Here is a 15,802-nt window from a genome sequence, read left to right on the forward strand (position 1 = left end):
TCTCCAGCGGCAGACCAAAAAGAAAACCCGAACCCTAAACGAGGGTTCGGGCTATTCCTATGTCCTGAGACATCACAGTGTGCCCTCGGTGGGATTCGAACCCACACTGTCTGGGTTTTGAGTCCAGTTCCTCTGCCAGTTGGGATACGAGGGCTTGCCCGTCTACGGCCACCCACCATAGAGGATCCAGGTGGGGGCACAGCGTCACAACCCCGAGGTCGATGATCACCACCGGCCACGACAGAATGTCGGCATGACCGGTTCTACGACCGACGTCGAGGCCCCTGCACCTCGCCGAGTTCTCATTGCCGAGGACGAAGCGCTCATCCGGCTCGACTTGGCGGAAATGCTGCGGGAAGAGGGCTATGACATCGTCGGCGAGGCCGGCGACGGCCAGGAGGCCGTCGACCTGGCCGAGCAGCTCACGCCCGATCTGGTGATCATGGACGTGAAGATGCCACGCCGCGACGGGATCGATGCCGCATCGGAGATCGCCAGTAAGCGCATCGCGCCGATCGTCGTGCTGACCGCATTCAGTCAGCGCGACCTGGTTGAGCGAGCACGGGACGCGGGGGCCATGGCTTACCTCGTGAAGCCGTTCACGATCTCCGATCTGATCCCGGCGATCGAACTGGCGCTGAGCCGGTTCAGCGAAATCAGCGCGCTGGAACGCGAAGTGGCGACGTTGTCCGACCGGCTGGAAACCCGCAAGCTTGTCGAGCGGGCCAAAGGTCTCCTGCAGGCCAAACAAGGCATGACCGAGCCGGAAGCGTTCAAGTGGATTCAGCGGGCGGCCATGGATCGGCGTACCACGATGAAGCGGGTGGCCGAAGTCGTGCTGGAAACCCTGGATGCGCCCAAAGAGGCCTAGCCTCTCGGCGTCGAGTGTGCGGTGATGGCGTCGACTGTGCACTCATGGCGTTGCATTCGCCTGGATTCCGCCCTCAGTGCACACTCGACGGCGCGGAATCGCTCACCGGGCGACGATCACCGACGAACCGTGACCGAACAGCCCCTGGTTGGCGGTGATGCCGACCTTCGCGCCCTCGACCTGGCGGCCGGTGGCCTGGCCGCGCAGCTGCCAATGCAGCTCGCAGACCTGGGCGATCGCCTGCGCGGGAATCGCCTCGCCGAAGCAGGCCAGCCCGCCCGACGGGTTGACCGGAATCTTGCCGCCGAGCGTCGTCGCACCGCTGCGCAGCAACCCCTCGGCCTCACCCCGCGGGCATAGCCCCAAGTGCTCGTACCAGTCCAATTCGAGCGCGGTGGACAAGTCGTAGACCTCGGCCACGCTCAGGTCTTCCGGTCCGATTCCTGCCTCCGCGTACGCCGCGTCGATGATCTGATCCTTGAACACCCGCTCCGGTGCCGGTACGACGGCAGTGGAATCCGTTGCGATATCGGGTAATTCGGGCAGATGCTGTGGGTAGCGCGGAGTGACTGTGCTGACCGCGCGCACCGACGGCACGCCCTCGAGCGAGCCGAGGTGCTGACGGGCGAACTTCGCGCTGGCCACGATCAGCGCCGCCGCGCCGTCGGAAGTGGCGCAGATGTCCAACAGCCGCAGCGGGTCGGCCACCACCGGGCTGGCCAGCACGTCGTCCACCGAGGTCTCCTTGCGGAACCGGGCGTTCGGGTTGGACAGGCCGTGACGCGCGTTCTTGACTTTGACCTGCGCGAAGTCTTCGAGGGTGGCGCCGTACAGGTCCATCCGGCGGCGTGCCAGCAGCGCGAAGTAGACGGGGTTGGTGGCCCCGATCAGATGGAAGCGCTGCCAGTCCGGGTCGTTCTTGCGTTCCCCGCCGACCGGCGCGAAGAAGCCCTTCGGCGTGGTGTCGGCTCCGATCACCAGCGCGACGTCGCAGAAACCCGCCAGGATCTGAGCGCGGGCGCTCTGCAGCGCCTGCGAGCCGCTGGCGCACGCCGCATAGCTGGAGCTGACCGACACCCCGTTCCAGCCGAGCTTCTGCGCGAACGTCGCACCCGCGACGAACCCCGGATATCCGTTGCGGATGGTGTCGGCGCCGGCCACCAACTGGATCTGTTGCCAATCCAGGCCGGCTTCGTGCAGGGCGGCACGTGCGGCGGTGACGCCGTATTCGGTGAAGTCGGTGCCCCACTTGCCCCACGGGTGCATCCCGGCGCCGAGGATGTAGACGGGTTGGGGGGTCATGACGCGATCCTCCAGCCGTAGACGATCCGCTCGACGCCGTCGTCGTCGACGAACAACGGCATCGTGGTCAACTCCATCTCCATGCCCACCTTCAGGTCGGCGGCCAGCGTGTCGTCCACCACCTTGCCCAGCACGATCAGGCCCTCTTCGGCCAGCTGCACCGCGGCGACGGCGAACGGCTCGAACGGGTCGGGCGCCGGGTAGGGCGGCGGTGGCGCGTAGCGGTTTTCGGTGTAGCTCCACAGCGTGCCGCGTCGCGACAACGCGACCGACTCCAGTTGGTCGCCGTCGCAGCCCGGGTTGGGGCAGTTGCTGGCTCGCGGCGGGAACACGTATGTGCCGCACTGCGGGCATCTGGCCCCGATCAGGTGGGGTGAGCCGGAGTCATCTTCGGCGAACCAGCCCTCGATGGCGGGCTGCGTGGATGCTGGTGACACGCGGTCAGCGTACCCAGTCGCGCGACGAAACTGAAACGTGTTGCAGTTTGGTGGTTCCGTCGGACCGCATGCATAGAGTAGGGCCGTGAGCCCAGCCAAGACCGCAAGCGCGAAGACGCAAACCGGCCAGTCCGCTGACGGCAAGCCGACGTTGATGCTGCTGGACGGCAATTCGCTCGCGTTTCGGGCGTTCTACGCGCTGCCCGCTGAGAATTTCAAGACGGCCGGCGGGATGACCACCAACGCGGTCTACGGGTTCACCGCCATGCTGATCAACCTGCTGCGTGACGAACAACCGACACATGTCGCAGCAGCCTTTGACGTGTCGCGGCAGACCTTCCGCTCCGATCGCTACCCGGAGTACAAGGCGAACCGCTCGACCACCCCCGACGAGTTCCACGGCCAGATCGACGTCACCAAGGAAGTCCTTGCCGCACTGGGCATCACGGTCCTTGCCGAGCCTGGCTTCGAAGCCGACGACCTGATCGCGACGCTCGCCACCCAGGCCGAAAACGACGGCTACCGGGTATTGGTTGTCACCGGTGACCGTGATTCGCTGCAGTTGGTCAGCGACGAGGTGACGGTGCTCTACCCACGTAAAGGCGTCAGCGAACTGACCCGGTTCACCCCGGAGGCCGTGGTCGAAAAATACGGATTGACCCCTGCGCAGTACCCCGACTTCGCCGCGCTGCGCGGTGATCCCAGCGACAACCTGCCCGGCATTCCAGGCGTCGGTGAGAAGACGGCATCGAAATGGATCGCCGAATACGGCTCACTGCAGTCACTGGTCGACAACGTCGACTCGGTCCGCGGAAAGGTCGGTGATGCGCTGCGTGCGCATCTGGCCAGCGTGGTGCGTAACCGTGAGCTCACCGACCTGGTCCGCGATGTGCCGCTGGCGCAGACCCCCGACACGCTGCGGATGCAGCCCTGGGACCGGGACCAAATTCACCAGCTGTTCGACCAACTGGAGTTCCGGGTGCTGCGCGACCGGCTTTTCGAGACGCTGGCCGCCGTCGAACCCGAGGTCGACGAGGGGTTCGACGTGCGCGGGGAAGCGCTCGAGGCCGGCGCCGTCGGCGCGTGGTTGGCCGCGCATACCGCCGATCGGCGCCGAGCCGGGCTGGCGGTGGTGGGCACGCATCTGCCCTACGACGGCGACGCGACCGCGCTGGCCATCGCCGCGGCCGACGGCGACGGCGCCTACGTCGATACCGCGACGTTGACTCCCGACGACGACTCGGCACTGGCAGCGTGGCTGGCCGATCCCGACAAACCCAAGGCACTGCACGAGGCGAAGCTAGCCATCCACGACCTCGCGGGACGCGGGTGGCTGTTGGACGGAATCAGTTCCGATACCGCGCTGGCCGCCTATCTGGTGCGGCCCGGGCAACGCAGCTTCACCCTCGACGACCTGTCGCTCCGCTACCTGCGTCGCGAACTGCGGGCGGAAACATCTGAGCAGCAGCAGCTTTCGCTTCTCGACGACACGGAAGGCGTCGATGACCAGGCGGTGCAAACCGCCATTCTGCGCGCTCGCGCGGTCACCGACCTGGCCGACGCCTTGGACGCCGAGCTGGAACGGATCGACTCCACCTCACTGCTGGCCGAGATGGAATTGCCGGTTCAACGGGTGCTGGCCGGCATGGAGGCCGCGGGAATCGCCGTCGACTTGGACCAATTGACCGCGCTGCAAAGCCAATTCGGTGACCAGATCCGCGATGCGGCCGAGGCGGCGTATGCCGTGATTGGCAAGCAGATCAACCTCGGCTCACCAAAACAGTTGCAGGTGGTGCTGTTCGACGAGCTGGAGATGCCGAAAACCAAGCGCACCAAGACCGGCTACACCACAGACGCGGACGCGCTGCAGTCACTGTTCGACAAGACCGGGCACCCGTTCCTACAACATCTGCTCGCCCACCGTGACGTTACCCGGCTCAAGGTGACTGTCGACGGATTGCTGAACTCCGTTGCCGCAGATGGCCGGATCCACACCACGTTCAACCAGACCATCGCCGCGACCGGCAGGCTTTCCTCCACCGAGCCCAACCTGCAGAACATCCCGATCCGCACCGACGCCGGCAGGCAGATCCGCGACGCGTTTGTGGTGGGAGCGGGCTACGCGGAATTGATGACCGCCGACTACAGCCAGATCGAGATGCGGATCATGGCGCACCTTTCCGCCGACGGGGGACTCATCGAAGCGTTCCGCACCGGCGAGGACTTGCATTCGTTCGTCGCGTCCCGCGCATTCGGCGTGCCGATCGAGGAGGTGACACCCGAGCTGCGACGCCGCGTCAAAGCAATGTCCTACGGGCTGGCCTACGGGCTGAGCGCCTACGGGCTCTCCCAGCAGCTGAAGATCTCCACCGAGGAAGCCAAGGACCAGATGGACGCCTACTTCGCCCGGTTCGGCGGCGTCCGTGACTACCTGCACGCCGTCGTCGAACAGGCCCGCAAGGACGGCTACACATCGACGGTACTGGGCCGTCGCCGCTACCTGCCGGAGCTGGACAGCAGCAACCGTCAGGTGCGGGAAGCAGCCGAACGGGCGGCACTCAATGCGCCGATCCAGGGCAGCGCGGCCGACATCATCAAGGTAGCGATGATCGAGGTGGACAAGGCACTCAAACGGGCCGGGCTCAGGTCCCGGATGCTGCTGCAAGTGCATGACGAACTGTTGTTCGAAGTCGCCGAGGGGGAACGGGAGCAGCTCGAGGCAGTGGTGCGCGACAGGATGTGTGGCGCCTACCCGCTCGACGTGCCGCTCGAGGTGTCGCTGGGCTACGGCCGCAGCTGGGACAGCGCCGCACATTAGCCGCGCAATTTCACACTCCGCGGCGTGGGCGAGTTTGGCCAGCGTGTGCACAGTCGAGTAGCCTCGACGGGTAACTCAACTGTCCCTACGACCCCAACCTGTCCGGAGCAACCCAACAATATGCCGAGTCCCACCGTCACCTCGCCACAAGTAGCCGTCAACGACATCGGCTCGAGCGAGGACTTTCTCGCCGCCATCGATAAGACAATCAAATACTTCAACGATGGCGACATCGTCGAAGGGACCATAGTCAAGGTTGACCGGGATGAGGTCCTGCTCGACATCGGCTACAAGACCGAAGGGGTCATCCCCTCCCGCGAGCTCTCCATCAAGCACGACGTCGACCCCAACGAGGTGGTGTCCGTCGGCGACAAGATCGAGGCCTTGGTACTCACCAAGGAGGACAAAGAGGGCCGGCTGATCCTCTCCAAGAAGCGCGCGCAGTACGAGCGCGCCTGGGGCACCATCGAAGCGCTCAAGGAGAAGGACGAGGCCGTCAAGGGCACCGTCATCGAGGTCGTCAAGGGTGGTCTGATCCTCGACATCGGGTTGCGCGGCTTCCTGCCGGCGTCTCTGGTCGAGATGCGCCGGGTCCGCGATCTTCAGCCCTACATCGGCAAGGAGATCGAGGCCAAGATCATCGAGCTGGACAAGAACCGCAACAACGTGGTGCTGAGCCGCCGGGCCTGGCTGGAGCAGACCCAGTCCGAGGTCCGCAGCGAGTTCCTCAACCAGCTGCAGAAGGGCGCCATCCGCAAGGGCGTGGTGTCTTCGATCGTCAACTTCGGCGCGTTCGTCGACCTCGGCGGGGTCGACGGCCTGGTGCACGTCTCCGAGCTGAGTTGGAAGCACATCGACCACCCGTCCGAGGTGGTGCAGGTCGGTGACGAGGTCACCGTCGAGGTGCTCGACGTCGACATGGACCGCGAGCGGGTGTCGTTGTCGCTGAAGGCGACTCAGGAAGACCCGTGGCGGCACTTCGCCCGCACCCACGCCATCGGCCAGATCGTGCCGGGCAAGGTCACCAAGCTTGTGCCGTTCGGCGCGTTCGTCCGCGTCGAGGAGGGCATCGAAGGTCTGGTGCACATCTCCGAGCTGGCCGAGCGTCATGTCGAGGTGCCCGACCAGGTGGTGGGCGTCGGCGACGACGCAATGGTCAAAGTCATCGACATCGACCTGGAGCGGCGCCGGATTTCATTGTCGCTCAAGCAGGCCAACGAGGACTACACCGAGGAGTTCGACCCGGCCAAGTACGGCATGGCCGACAGCTACGACGAGCAGGGCAACTACATCTTCCCGGAGGGCTTCGACCCCGAAACCAACGAATGGCTCGAGGGTTTCGACGCTCAGCGCGCCGAGTGGGAGGCCCGCTACGCCGAGGCCGAGCGCCGGCACAAGATGCACACGGCGCAGATGGAGAAGTTCGCCGCGGCCGAGGCGGCTGCGTCCGCCGAGCGGCCGCAGGCCAACGGCAACTCGACCGAGGAAGAGTCGGGCGGCTCGCTGGCCAGCGACGCGCAACTCGCCGCGCTGCGGGAGAAACTCGCCGGCAGCGCCTAGATCCTTGGTCGTCGATATTGACGTTTTGCAGAACAAGTGCGAGTAACCCGCTGCAAAAAGTCGATCTCGGTGTAACCGCATGCTGAGGATCGGGCTGACCGGCGGCATCGGCGCCGGGAAGTCAGCGGTAACCGCCATATTCGAGCAATGCGGTGGGGTTGTCGTCGATGCCGACGTCATCGCCCGCGAGGTAGTGGAGCCGGGCACCGAAGGGCTGGCCGCACTGGTCGAGGCATTCGGTGAGGACATTCTGTCATCCGACGGGTCGCTGGAGCGGCCGGCGTTGGCCGCCAAGGCTTTCCAGGATGACGAGGCGCGCAAGACCCTCAACGGAATCGTTCACCCGCTGGTGGGTAAGCGTCGCGAGGAGATCATCGCCGCGGTCGCCGAGGATGCGGTCGTCATCGAAGACATTCCGCTGCTGGTGGAATCGGGGATGGCGCCGTTGTTCCCGTTGGTCGTGGTGGTGCACGCCGACGCCGAACTACGAGTCCAGCGGCTGGTCGAACAACGGGGCATGGCCGAAGACGACGCCCGGGCCCGTATCGCGGCGCAGGCCGACGACGAGCAGCGCCGCGCGGTCGCCGATGTCTGGCTGGACAATTCGAGCACGCCGGAGGCGCTGGCCGAGGCCGCCCGCGAGGTGTGGAACGACCGGATACTGCCGTTCGCCCGCAACCTCAGCGCCCGTCAGGTCAGCCGTGCACCCGCCCGGCTGGTGCCCGCCGATCCGACCTGGCCCGACCAGGCTCGCCGGATTGTTGCCCGCCTGAAAGCCACATGCGGGGGGAAGGCGTTGCGTGTCGACCATATCGGCTCGACCGCGGTGCCCGGGCTGGACGCCAAGGACACCATCGACATCCAGGTCACCGTCGAAACATTGTCGGCGGCAGACGAACTCGCGGCAGCATTATTGTCGGCGGGCTACCCGCGCATCGAACACATCACCACCGACGTCGCCAGGAGCGACGATCCGACGGTGTGGCAGAAGCGGATCCACGGCTCGGCCGATCCCGGTCGGCCGACCCATGTTCACCTGCGCGTCGACGGCTGGCCAAACCAGCAGTTCGCGCTGCTGTTCGTGGACTGGCTGGCGGCCAATCCCGATGTGCGGGCGGAGTATCTGGCCGTCAAGCGCCGGGCCGAAACGCAGGGAAAAGGCGACAGCGCCGCCTACGTTGCCTCCAAGGAGCCGTGGTTTGCCGACGCCCACCGGCGGGCATGGGAGTGGGCCGATGCCACAGGCTGGCGGCCCTAGCTGGGCAGTGGTGCACCGCAGGGCAACACGCCGTTCATCGGTCCGGCGTTGCCCGGTGCCGGACTGACGAATTGATCGACTTGGGTTGCGACATTGTCGTCCACGTCGATTTCGCAGTGCACCTTTGCCGAATACGGCCAGCGGATCACCACTTGCATACCGGCCTTGGCCGGGTCATCCAGGACGGTGTTGGCCTCGAATGTGTTGCCGGGGATGGAGTTCAACGAAGCGGTGTTCATTTGGTTGTTGTTGGTCACGAACGTGGCCTGGCCGCCGGGGGCCACTCCGTCGATTCGCGCAATGTAGGTGATGTTGTGCAGCTCGGCACGTGCGGTTGCGGGAGCCAGCTGGGAGCTGATCACGGCGCCCAGCAGAGCGGAGAGCGCCATCGGCTTGGTAGAGCTCATGACTGCAGACCTTACCGTCCCGTGCGCCGGTCCGGTTGACAGCGTGGACACCACACCGACGTTCGGCCGCCGATGCGACCACGGGCAAGCCGCACACCACAGCGGGGGCAGCTCGGATCCGGTTCGTCGCGGGCACCGGTGATCCACCGCGACAGCCCGGGCACTCGGCCGTGTCGCACCGAGGTGCGCAGCACGCCGGTCATCGCCGTGTGCAACCGCTTGAGCTCGTCGTCGTCCAACTCGGCAACTGGAAGAGAGGGATACAGCCGGGCACGCCAGCAGATTTCGTCGGTGAGGAGGTTGCCGAGCCCGGCGATCACAGACTGGTCCATCAGTGTCGGTTTCAGGCTGCCGCGACGCCCGGACAGCACCTCGCGGAAGGCGCGCAGGCCAAGGCCCAATGCATCGGGACCCTGCGGACCCGTGACGTCCGCGATGTCGTCTTCGGAATCGGCCAGCCAAACACCGCGCAACTTGCGCAGGTCGGCATAGCGCAGTTCGCCGCGATCCAGCGATACCACCAGCCGCTCATACCCCATTGGGTCCGCGCCGTCTGCGGCGTAGTAGGGATGGCCGGTCATACCGCTGTGCACCAGCATCGTCGGGCCGTCGGTCGGCAAGATCAGCCACTTGCCGTGCCGGCGCGGAGCACCGAAGCGGTGACCGACCAGCCGGCGTTCGAACGCGTGAGCGCTGGTGTTGCGCAGAATGCCGGGATCGCGCACCTCCACCTGCCGAATCCGGCGGCCGGGCAGCGGGCCTGACAGCTCGCGCCGAAACCCTTCCACGTCAGGCAGTTCAGGCACGCAGTTTCGCCACCCGCTTGGCCGGCGCGGTCAATGAGCGGGCGTGCCGTGACATGTCGGCCCACGGATCGCGTTGTCCCGTCATCCGTTTGGGAACGTCGCGGATGGTGAACCGGTCGGCGCGCATGCCACGGCTGTCCAGCTCATCCCATTCCAGCGGGGTGGCCACCGGGGCACCGGCGCGAGCCCGCACCGAATATGACGCAACCGCAGTCTGCGCGTAGGCATTCCGCATCACATCCAAATACACCCGGCCGTCGCGTTTGTCCTTGCGGGCTTCCACGGTTCGGTGCGCGGGATCGTCGGAGACCACCACCTCGGCGACATCGCGGGCGAACTGACGGACGGTGTCGAAGTCGGCGTCGCCGCGCAGCGGTGCCACCACGTGCAGCCCGCGCGACCCGGTGGTCTGCACATAGCGGGCCAGGCCGAGGTCGTCCAGCACCGCGGCCACTGTGCGGGCCGTCGCCCGCACCACCGCGAAATCGCCGTCGGACGGATCGAGGTCGAAGACGAGCCGGTCTGGTGTCTGCAGCCTGGCCCGCCGCGATTGCCAGCTATGCAACGTGATGCAGTTCTGGTTGGCCAACCACGCCAGCGCCTCTCGGCGTTCGGCCACCGGATGCACCACGGTGCCGCCCTCTTTGGCGACTTCTGCGCGGGTCATCCAGTCTGGCAGCGAATCGGCGAAATCCTGTTGGACGAAGCCTTGTTGGCCGATGCCGCGGGGGAACCGTTGCACGGTCAGCGGCCGGCCCTTGAGGTGCGGGAGCATCGTGTCGGCAACTTCGCAGTAGTAGTCGACAAGGTCGCGCTTGGTGATGCCTTTCTTGGCGGAGGAGTCGGGGAACAGCACCCGGTCCGGATGGGTGACGTCAACGTCGATGTGCGGCATCAGCGGGTCTCCCTTACGACGTCGCCGGCGTCCTTGTCGGTACGCAGGCCTTGGTAGCGCGGGTGGCGCAGCTTACCGTCGCGCGTCCATTCGGTGAACCCGATTTGGGCCACCAACTCCGGGCGCACCCATCGCGCGCCGATCTCACGCACCAGTCCACGGGTGAAGGGCGGTGCGTCCTGTTCGATGGCCGACATTCGCTTGTGCAGACTGCGCAGCGTGGCTTCATCGAACCCGGTGCCCACCTTGCCGGCGTAGACCAAGTCGCGGCCCTCGTGGTAGCCGATCAGCAGCGCGCCCAACTCGATTCGGCTGCCCTTTGGGGCCGTGTAGCCGCCGATCACGAATTCCTGGTCGCGCACGCACTTGAACTTCAACCAGTTCGGCGAGCGGCGGCCGTCATAGGGCGAGTCGGCGAGTTTGGCGATCACCCCTTCGTCGCCTCGCCGGCACGCAGCCTGGTAGGCGGCAATGCCGTCCTCAACGCGGTGCGGTGTGTAACGCAGCGGATCACCGCATTGAATTTCGGTGCGCAGCAGTCGTTTACGATCGGCCAAGGGCAGTGCGGTGGTGCACTTTCCGTTCAGGTGCAGTAGGTCGAACAGATAGTAGTAGACCGGGATTCCGGTCGCCCGGGCCTGTTTGGCATCGGTGAGGCCCAGCCGCCCCTGCAGCCGGGCGAAGCTGGTGCGGCGTCCCTCGAACGCGACGACCTCGCCGTCGACGACGAACCGCGTGCTGCGCTGGCCGGCAAGCGCGTCAACGAGTTCCGGGTAGGTGCCGTTGAGCGGCTGGCGATTCCGGGACAACAGCCGCACCCGGTCGCCGTCGCGAAACGCCAGGCAACGCATCCCGTCGAACTTGCGCTCGAAGATCCATTTCGGGTCGGAGAACCGCCTGTCCGTCAGGGTGGCGAGGGTGGGAGCGCGCCACTCGGGCACCGGCTCGTCGGGCAGATCGGCGAAAGCCGTCACGACAGGTCATCCAGCGTGCGCCCGGACAGCACCGATTCCGGCTGGCTGCGCACCGGCTTGCGCCGGGCGTCGGCGTCCTCGTCTCGGCGCTTGACCAGCAGCCAGGTTTCCTCCTTGCCCTCCCGAATCCGGGTGAGCGCGTAGCCGCCGCGCAGCTTCTCGCCGTCCAAGCGAACCGACATGTGGCCGCGTTCGAGGCATTCGGTCATTTCATGCGTGGTCGCGTTGGCGTACGTGCCGTGATCCCAGACGATGACGCCGCCGGCGCCGTACTCGCCTTGGGGGATCACTCCCTCAAACGTCGCGTACTCCAATGGATGGTCCTCGGTGCGACGCGCCATCCGCCTGTCCTTCGGGTTGGTCGACGGGCCTTTGGGAATCGCCCAGGAGACGAGCACGCCATCGATCTCGAGGCGAAAGTCGTAATGGTCGGTGCGCGCCGCGTGGTGCTGGATGACGAAACGGGGGCCGTCCTTCCCGGCGCGCCGACGCGACCGCCGTCCGCGTGGCTCGGGGCTGCGCCCGGATCGTCGTTTCTTGCGGTACTCGTCTAAAGCCATATCTGGGAAGTACCCACGAAATCGAGTAGCGAACTACCCTAGCCAGCCCACCGGGGCGGCACGACCATCGTTGGCCAGGCGGAATCGACGAGGGTGAGGGTTCGCACATGAAGGTTTTCTGCACCGGGGCGACCGGTTTCGTCGGCGCGCACACCGCATTGGCCTTGCTGGATGCGGGGCACGAGCTGCGGCTGCTCGTGCGCAACGAACCGGCGGCGCGGCAGTGGTTCGAGTCGCGCGGGCATCGCATCGAACGGTTCGTCACCGTCGACATCCGCGACAGAGCAGCCGTACAGCAGGCAATGGGCGGATGCGACGCGGTGTTCCACGCTGCGGCGGTCGTGTCGCTCGACCCCCGCAAAGCCAACGAAACTTACGACACCAACGTCGGCGCGACGAAGGCCATGCTGGGCGCCGCATACACGCTCGGCATCGGCAACGTCCTGCATGTCTCCAGCCTCACCGCGCTGTTCCACCCGGGCGTGCCGCGCGTCGACGAATTCATGCCACTGGCCGACGCGACCGGCGCTTACTCGCGCTCCAAGCGCGACAGCGACCAGTACGCGCGCGAGCTGCAGCAGCTGGGCGCGCCGGTGCAGATCACGTATCCGGCCGGCGTCATCGGACCAGACGACCCCAACCTCAGCAGGCTCAATAGGGCGCTGGCCGGCTGGATCTGCCGGGTGCTGCCGCGCACCACGTCGGGCATCCAGGTTGTCGACGTGCGTGACCTAGCGCAGGCACACCGCTGGCTGTTGGAGCATCCGCCCGCGAGCGATTTCGAAGACGCGCGCTATATCGTGGGCGGCCGCTTCTATCCGTGGAGCGAGCTGCACCGACATCTCGAAACGCTACTGGGGCGGCGCCTCTTCAGCCCGCGTCTCGAGCCGGGGCTATTGCGTGCGATGGGCGCAACGGTGGATCGGATCAAGAGGGTGGTGCCGTTGGAGACGCAGATCTCGACCGAGTCCATGGCGATCACCACCCAATGGTCGCCCGGCACGTCGAGCCGCTTCCTGGCGAGGTCGGATCTGCGCTTCCGCTCCGGGGAAGAGACCTTCGGCGACACCATCCGCTGGATGGTCGAGGCCGGGCATATCCCCGCCAGGAAAGCCGGCCGGCTGGCCGGTTCCCCCAGCTCACCGCTCGACGCTAGGGACCCCGCCAGGTGAGCTCCATACCCTTTCCGGCCAGCCAGCGCTGTAGGTCATAGCCATGGCGGGCCAGGCCGTCGATGGCGGCGACGGCGCGGCGTAGTGCCCGCTCACCGACCTCGGGGGTCAGCAGCCCATGCCGAACCGCGTCTAGCAGCTCGTCGACGTCGGTCAGCTCAACGTCCCGGTCTGTGCGGACCTCGAGGTCGAGGTAATGGTCTTCGGAACGCCACCGGGCCGGGCCGGGCGTGTATTCGCCGACGTCGAGGTAGTAGTCGTGGTCGCGTTCGTGGCCCGGGCTGAAATGAAAGACCGTTACGCGTAGACCCAGCGACGGCAGCAACCACGACTCCAGGTAGTGGAACTGGGCGCGGCCGGGCGTCGGGCGCGCCATATACAGGCCCCACGGCCGCACGGTGTAGTCGTCGACGGCCCGCACGATGCCCTTGGGATCAGTGTTGGTGCGAGCAACCAGGTCGAACGTCTCGTTCTTTGGAGGGTGGATAGCAGCCAGGATAGGCCCCGCCGCGGCGGGGAAGGATATCTGTCGGTGCGGGGTTCTACCCTGGTGAACATGGCTTTCGCTACCGAGCATCCGGTTGTCGCGCACTCGGAATACCGCCCTGCCGCAGACGCTGTCGAAGGGTTGGTACGCACCGGCGGCCGCTTCGAGGTGGTCAGCCCGCACGCCCCCGCCGGTGACCAGCCGGCCGCCATCGACGAGTTGGAGCGGCGGATCAGGGCGGGGGAGCGTGACGTGGTGCTGCTCGGGGCCACCGGCACCGGCAAGTCGGCCACCACCGCGTGGCTCATCGAACGGCTGCAGCGGCCCACCCTGGTGATGGCACCCAACAAGACGCTGGCAGCGCAGCTTGCCAACGAGCTGCGAGAGATGTTGCCGCACAATGCCGTTGAGTACTTCGTGTCGTACTACGACTACTACCAGCCCGAGGCGTACATCGCGCAGACCGACACCTACATCGAGAAGGACAGCTCGATCAACGACGACGTGGAGCGGCTGCGGCACTCCGCGACATCGGCGCTGCTGTCCCGGCGCGACGTCGTCGTGGTGGCGTCGGTGTCGTGCATCTACGGCCTGGGCACGCCGCAGTCCTACCTCGACCGCTCCGTCGAGTTGCAGGTGGGCACCGAGGTGCCCCGCGATGGGCTGCTGCGGCTGTTGGTCGACGTGCAGTACACCCGAAACGACCTGTCCTTCACCCGCGGCTCGTTTCGGGTGCGCGGCGACACCATCGAGATCATCCCGTCCTATGAGGAGCTGGCGGTCCGCATCGAGTACTTCGGCGACGAGATCGAGGCGCTGTACTACCTGCACCCGCTGACCGGTGAGGTGATCCGAAAGGTCGACTCGCTGCGTATCTTCCCGGCCACCCACTACGTCGCCGGACCCGAGCGGATGGCACATGCGATCTCCACCATCGAGGAAGAGCTCGCCGAGCGGCTGGCCGAACTCGAGGGCCAGGGCAAGCTGCTGGAGGCCCAGCGGCTGCGGATGCGCACCAACTACGACATCGAGATGATGCGCCAGGTCGGGTTCTGCTCGGGCATCGAGAACTACTCACGGCATATCGACGGTCGCGGCCCCGGTTCGCCGCCGGCGACGCTGCTGGACTACTTCCCGGAGGATTTCCTGCTCGTCATCGACGAGTCGCATGTGACGGTGCCGCAGATCGGCGGCATGTACGAGGGTGACATCTCCCGCAAGCGCAACCTGGTCGAGTACGGCTTCCGACTGCCGTCGGCGTGCGACAACCGTCCGCTGACCTGGGAGGAGTTTGCGTCGCGGATCGGGCAGACGGTGTATCTGTCGGCAACGCCGGGTCCGTACGAGCTCAGCCAGACCGGCGGCGAGTTCGTCGAACAGGTGATCCGCCCGACCGGCCTGGTGGACCCCAAGGTCGTGGTCAAGCCGACCAAGGGGCAGATCGACGACCTGATCGGCGAAATCCGCAAACGCGCCGAGGCGGACGAGCGGGTGCTGGTGACGACGCTGACCAAGAAGATGGCCGAAGACCTCACCGACTATCTGCTGGAGATGGGTATCCGGGTGCGCTATCTGCACTCTGAGGTCGACACCCTGCGCCGGGTCGAACTGCTGCGCCAGCTGCGGCTGGGCGAGTTCGACGTGCTGGTGGGCATCAACCTGCTGCGCGAGGGGCTGGACCTGCCCGAGGTGTCGTTGGTCGCCATCCTCGACGCCGACAAGGAAGGCTTCCTGCGCTCGACGCGCAGCCTGATCCAGACCATCGGGCGCGCCGCCCGCAATGTGTCCGGCGAAGTGCACCTCTATGCGGACACCGTCACCGATTCGATGAAAGAGGCCATCGACGAAACCGAGCGGCGCCGGGCCAAGCAGATCGCATTCAACAAAGAACATGGCATCGACCCCAAGCCGCTGCGCAAGAAGATCGCCGACATCCTGGACCGGGTCTACACCGAAGCGGAGGACAGCGAAACCGTCGAGCTCGGCTCGGGGCGCAGCATTTCACGCGGCCGACGGGCCCAGGGGGAGCCCGGCCGGGTGGTCAGCGCCGGCATCGTCGAAGGCCGCGACACCACTAACATGCCGCGCGCGGAGCTGGCCGACCTGATCAAGGACCTCACCGCGCAGATGATGGCCGCGGCCCGGGACTTGCAGTTCGAACTGGCCGCGCGGTTCCGCGACGAGATCGCCGACCTGAAGAAGGAACTGCGCGGCATGGACGCTGCCGGACTGAAGTGACGGCGCGGGGCGCGGCT

General features: G+C 66.2%; 14 protein-coding genes and 1 tRNA gene. 6 read left to right on the forward strand and 9 right to left on the reverse strand.

Annotated features, from left to right (window positions below):
* Positions 1 to 80: 80 nt before the first annotated feature.
* Positions 81 to 154 (reverse strand) — tRNA-Leu (locus tag AWC06_RS10580).
* A 99-nt stretch (positions 155 to 253) separates the two neighbouring features.
* Here AWC06_RS10580 and AWC06_RS10585 point away from each other — a divergent pair.
* Positions 254 to 871 carry an ANTAR domain-containing response regulator gene (locus AWC06_RS10585; protein ID WP_085197145.1) on the forward strand — a complete coding sequence of 206 codons (618 nt, stop codon included), beginning with the start codon at positions 254 to 256 and terminating at the stop codon, positions 869 to 871.
* 102 nt (positions 872 to 973) lie between these two features.
* Here AWC06_RS10585 and AWC06_RS10590 read toward each other — a convergent pair whose 3' ends face one another.
* Together AWC06_RS10590 and AWC06_RS10595 are read right to left on the reverse strand one after the other, a co-directional pair.
* A complete protein-coding gene (locus AWC06_RS10590; protein ID WP_085197147.1) occupies positions 974 to 2,173 on the reverse strand; it encodes a lipid-transfer protein in 1,200 nt (399 codons plus the stop codon).
* Entirely contained in the window at positions 2,170 to 2,610 is a 441-nt protein-coding gene (locus AWC06_RS10595; RefSeq protein WP_085197148.1) for a Zn-ribbon domain-containing OB-fold protein, read from the reverse strand. The genes AWC06_RS10590 and AWC06_RS10595 overlap by 4 nt, the downstream gene beginning before the upstream one ends.
* A 154-nt stretch (positions 2,611 to 2,764) precedes the next feature.
* On the opposite strand from AWC06_RS10595, the gene polA reads away from it, so the two are divergent.
* From polA to coaE, 3 genes are all read left to right on the forward strand, one after another.
* Positions 2,765 to 5,428, forward strand: a complete 2,664-nt coding sequence (polA, locus tag AWC06_RS10600; RefSeq protein ID WP_085197231.1) for a DNA polymerase I — start codon at positions 2,765 to 2,767, stop codon at positions 5,426 to 5,428.
* Positions 5,429 to 5,548: 120 nt separating this feature from the next.
* The gene (gene rpsA, locus AWC06_RS10605; protein ID WP_085197150.1) at positions 5,549 to 6,988 is read left to right on the forward strand and encodes a 30S ribosomal protein S1; all 1,440 of its coding nucleotides are present in this window, start codon (positions 5,549 to 5,551) and stop codon (positions 6,986 to 6,988) included.
* A 79-nt stretch (positions 6,989 to 7,067) separates the two neighbouring features.
* Positions 7,068 to 8,246, forward strand: a complete 1,179-nt coding sequence (gene coaE / locus AWC06_RS10610; protein ID WP_085197152.1) for a dephospho-CoA kinase — start codon at positions 7,068 to 7,070, stop codon at positions 8,244 to 8,246.
* On the opposite strand, the gene AWC06_RS10615 is transcribed toward coaE, so the two are convergent.
* Genes AWC06_RS10615 through AWC06_RS10635 form a run of 5 tightly spaced genes read right to left on the reverse strand, consistent with a single transcriptional unit; the run spans position 8,243 to position 11,888 of the window.
* On the reverse strand, positions 8,243 to 8,653 hold the full coding sequence (locus AWC06_RS10615; protein WP_085197154.1) for a hypothetical protein: 411 nt from the start codon (positions 8,651 to 8,653) through the stop codon (positions 8,243 to 8,245). The two genes, coaE and AWC06_RS10615, sit on opposite strands and share 4 nt — an antisense overlap.
* 11 nt (positions 8,654 to 8,664) lie before the next feature.
* Positions 8,665 to 9,459 carry an Fpg/Nei family DNA glycosylase gene (locus tag AWC06_RS10620; RefSeq protein WP_085197156.1) on the reverse strand — a complete coding sequence of 265 codons (795 nt, stop codon included), beginning with the start codon at positions 9,457 to 9,459 and terminating at the stop codon, positions 8,665 to 8,667.
* Complete coding sequence (ligD, locus tag AWC06_RS10625) at positions 9,452 to 10,354, reverse strand: non-homologous end-joining DNA ligase (RefSeq protein WP_085197158.1); 903 nt, start codon at positions 10,352 to 10,354, stop codon at positions 9,452 to 9,454. The genes AWC06_RS10620 and ligD (AWC06_RS10625) overlap by 8 nt, the downstream gene beginning before the upstream one ends.
* The gene (gene ligD, locus AWC06_RS10630; RefSeq protein WP_085197160.1) at positions 10,354 to 11,328 is read right to left on the reverse strand and encodes a non-homologous end-joining DNA ligase; all 975 of its coding nucleotides are present in this window, start codon (positions 11,326 to 11,328) and stop codon (positions 10,354 to 10,356) included. The genes ligD (AWC06_RS10625) and ligD (AWC06_RS10630) overlap by 1 nt, the downstream gene beginning before the upstream one ends.
* Positions 11,325 to 11,888 carry a DNA polymerase ligase N-terminal domain-containing protein gene (locus tag AWC06_RS10635; protein WP_085197162.1) on the reverse strand — a complete coding sequence of 188 codons (564 nt, stop codon included), beginning with the start codon at positions 11,886 to 11,888 and terminating at the stop codon, positions 11,325 to 11,327. Before AWC06_RS10635 ends, ligD (AWC06_RS10630) begins: the two co-directional genes overlap by 4 nt.
* 107 nt (positions 11,889 to 11,995) lie before the next feature.
* On the opposite strand from AWC06_RS10635, the gene AWC06_RS10640 reads away from it, so the two are divergent.
* A complete protein-coding gene (locus tag AWC06_RS10640; RefSeq protein ID WP_085197164.1) occupies positions 11,996 to 13,060 on the forward strand; it encodes an NAD-dependent epimerase/dehydratase family protein in 1,065 nt (354 codons plus the stop codon).
* Here AWC06_RS10640 and AWC06_RS10645 read toward each other — a convergent pair.
* The gene (locus AWC06_RS10645; protein ID WP_169715332.1) at positions 13,041 to 13,481 is read right to left on the reverse strand and encodes a ribonuclease FAU-1 family protein; all 441 of its coding nucleotides are present in this window, start codon (positions 13,479 to 13,481) and stop codon (positions 13,041 to 13,043) included. The genes AWC06_RS10640 and AWC06_RS10645 overlap by 20 nt on opposite strands.
* Before the next feature lie 135 nt (positions 13,482 to 13,616).
* On the opposite strand from AWC06_RS10645, the gene uvrB reads away from it, so the two are divergent.
* Positions 13,617 to 15,785, forward strand: coding sequence for an excinuclease ABC subunit UvrB (gene uvrB, locus AWC06_RS10650; RefSeq protein WP_085197168.1), 2,169 nt, complete (start codon positions 13,617 to 13,619; stop codon positions 15,783 to 15,785).
* Positions 15,786 to 15,802: the final 17 nt, after the last annotated feature.

Origin of the sequence: Mycobacterium fragae, from assembly GCF_002102185.1 — a bacterium.
GTDB classification, from domain to species: domain Bacteria; phylum Actinomycetota; class Actinomycetes; order Mycobacteriales; family Mycobacteriaceae; genus Mycobacterium; species Mycobacterium fragae.

Bases quoted from the DNA above. Each gene is read 5' to 3' on its own strand.
- AWC06_RS10585 (WP_085197145.1), top strand. From the start codon at position 254: ATGACCGGTTCTACGACCGACGTCGAGGCCCCTGCACCTCGCCGAGTT.
- AWC06_RS10590 (WP_085197147.1), bottom strand. From the start codon at position 2,173: ATGACCCCCCAACCCGTCTACATCCTCGGCGCCGGGATGCACCCGTGG.
- polA (WP_085197231.1), top strand. From the start codon at position 2,765: ATGCTGCTGGACGGCAATTCGCTCGCGTTTCGGGCGTTCTACGCGCTG.
- rpsA (WP_085197150.1), top strand. From the start codon at position 5,549: ATGCCGAGTCCCACCGTCACCTCGCCACAAGTAGCCGTCAACGACATC.
- coaE (WP_085197152.1), top strand. From the start codon at position 7,068: ATGCTGAGGATCGGGCTGACCGGCGGCATCGGCGCCGGGAAGTCAGCG.
- AWC06_RS10615 (WP_085197154.1), bottom strand. From the start codon at position 8,653: ATGAGCTCTACCAAGCCGATGGCGCTCTCCGCTCTGCTGGGCGCCGTG.
- ligD (WP_085197158.1), bottom strand. From the start codon at position 10,354: ATGCCGCACATCGACGTTGACGTCACCCATCCGGACCGGGTGCTGTTC.
- AWC06_RS10635 (WP_085197162.1), bottom strand. From the start codon at position 11,888: ATGGCTTTAGACGAGTACCGCAAGAAACGACGATCCGGGCGCAGCCCC.
- AWC06_RS10640 (WP_085197164.1), top strand. From the start codon at position 11,996: ATGAAGGTTTTCTGCACCGGGGCGACCGGTTTCGTCGGCGCGCACACC.
- uvrB (WP_085197168.1), top strand. From the start codon at position 13,617: ATGGCTTTCGCTACCGAGCATCCGGTTGTCGCGCACTCGGAATACCGC.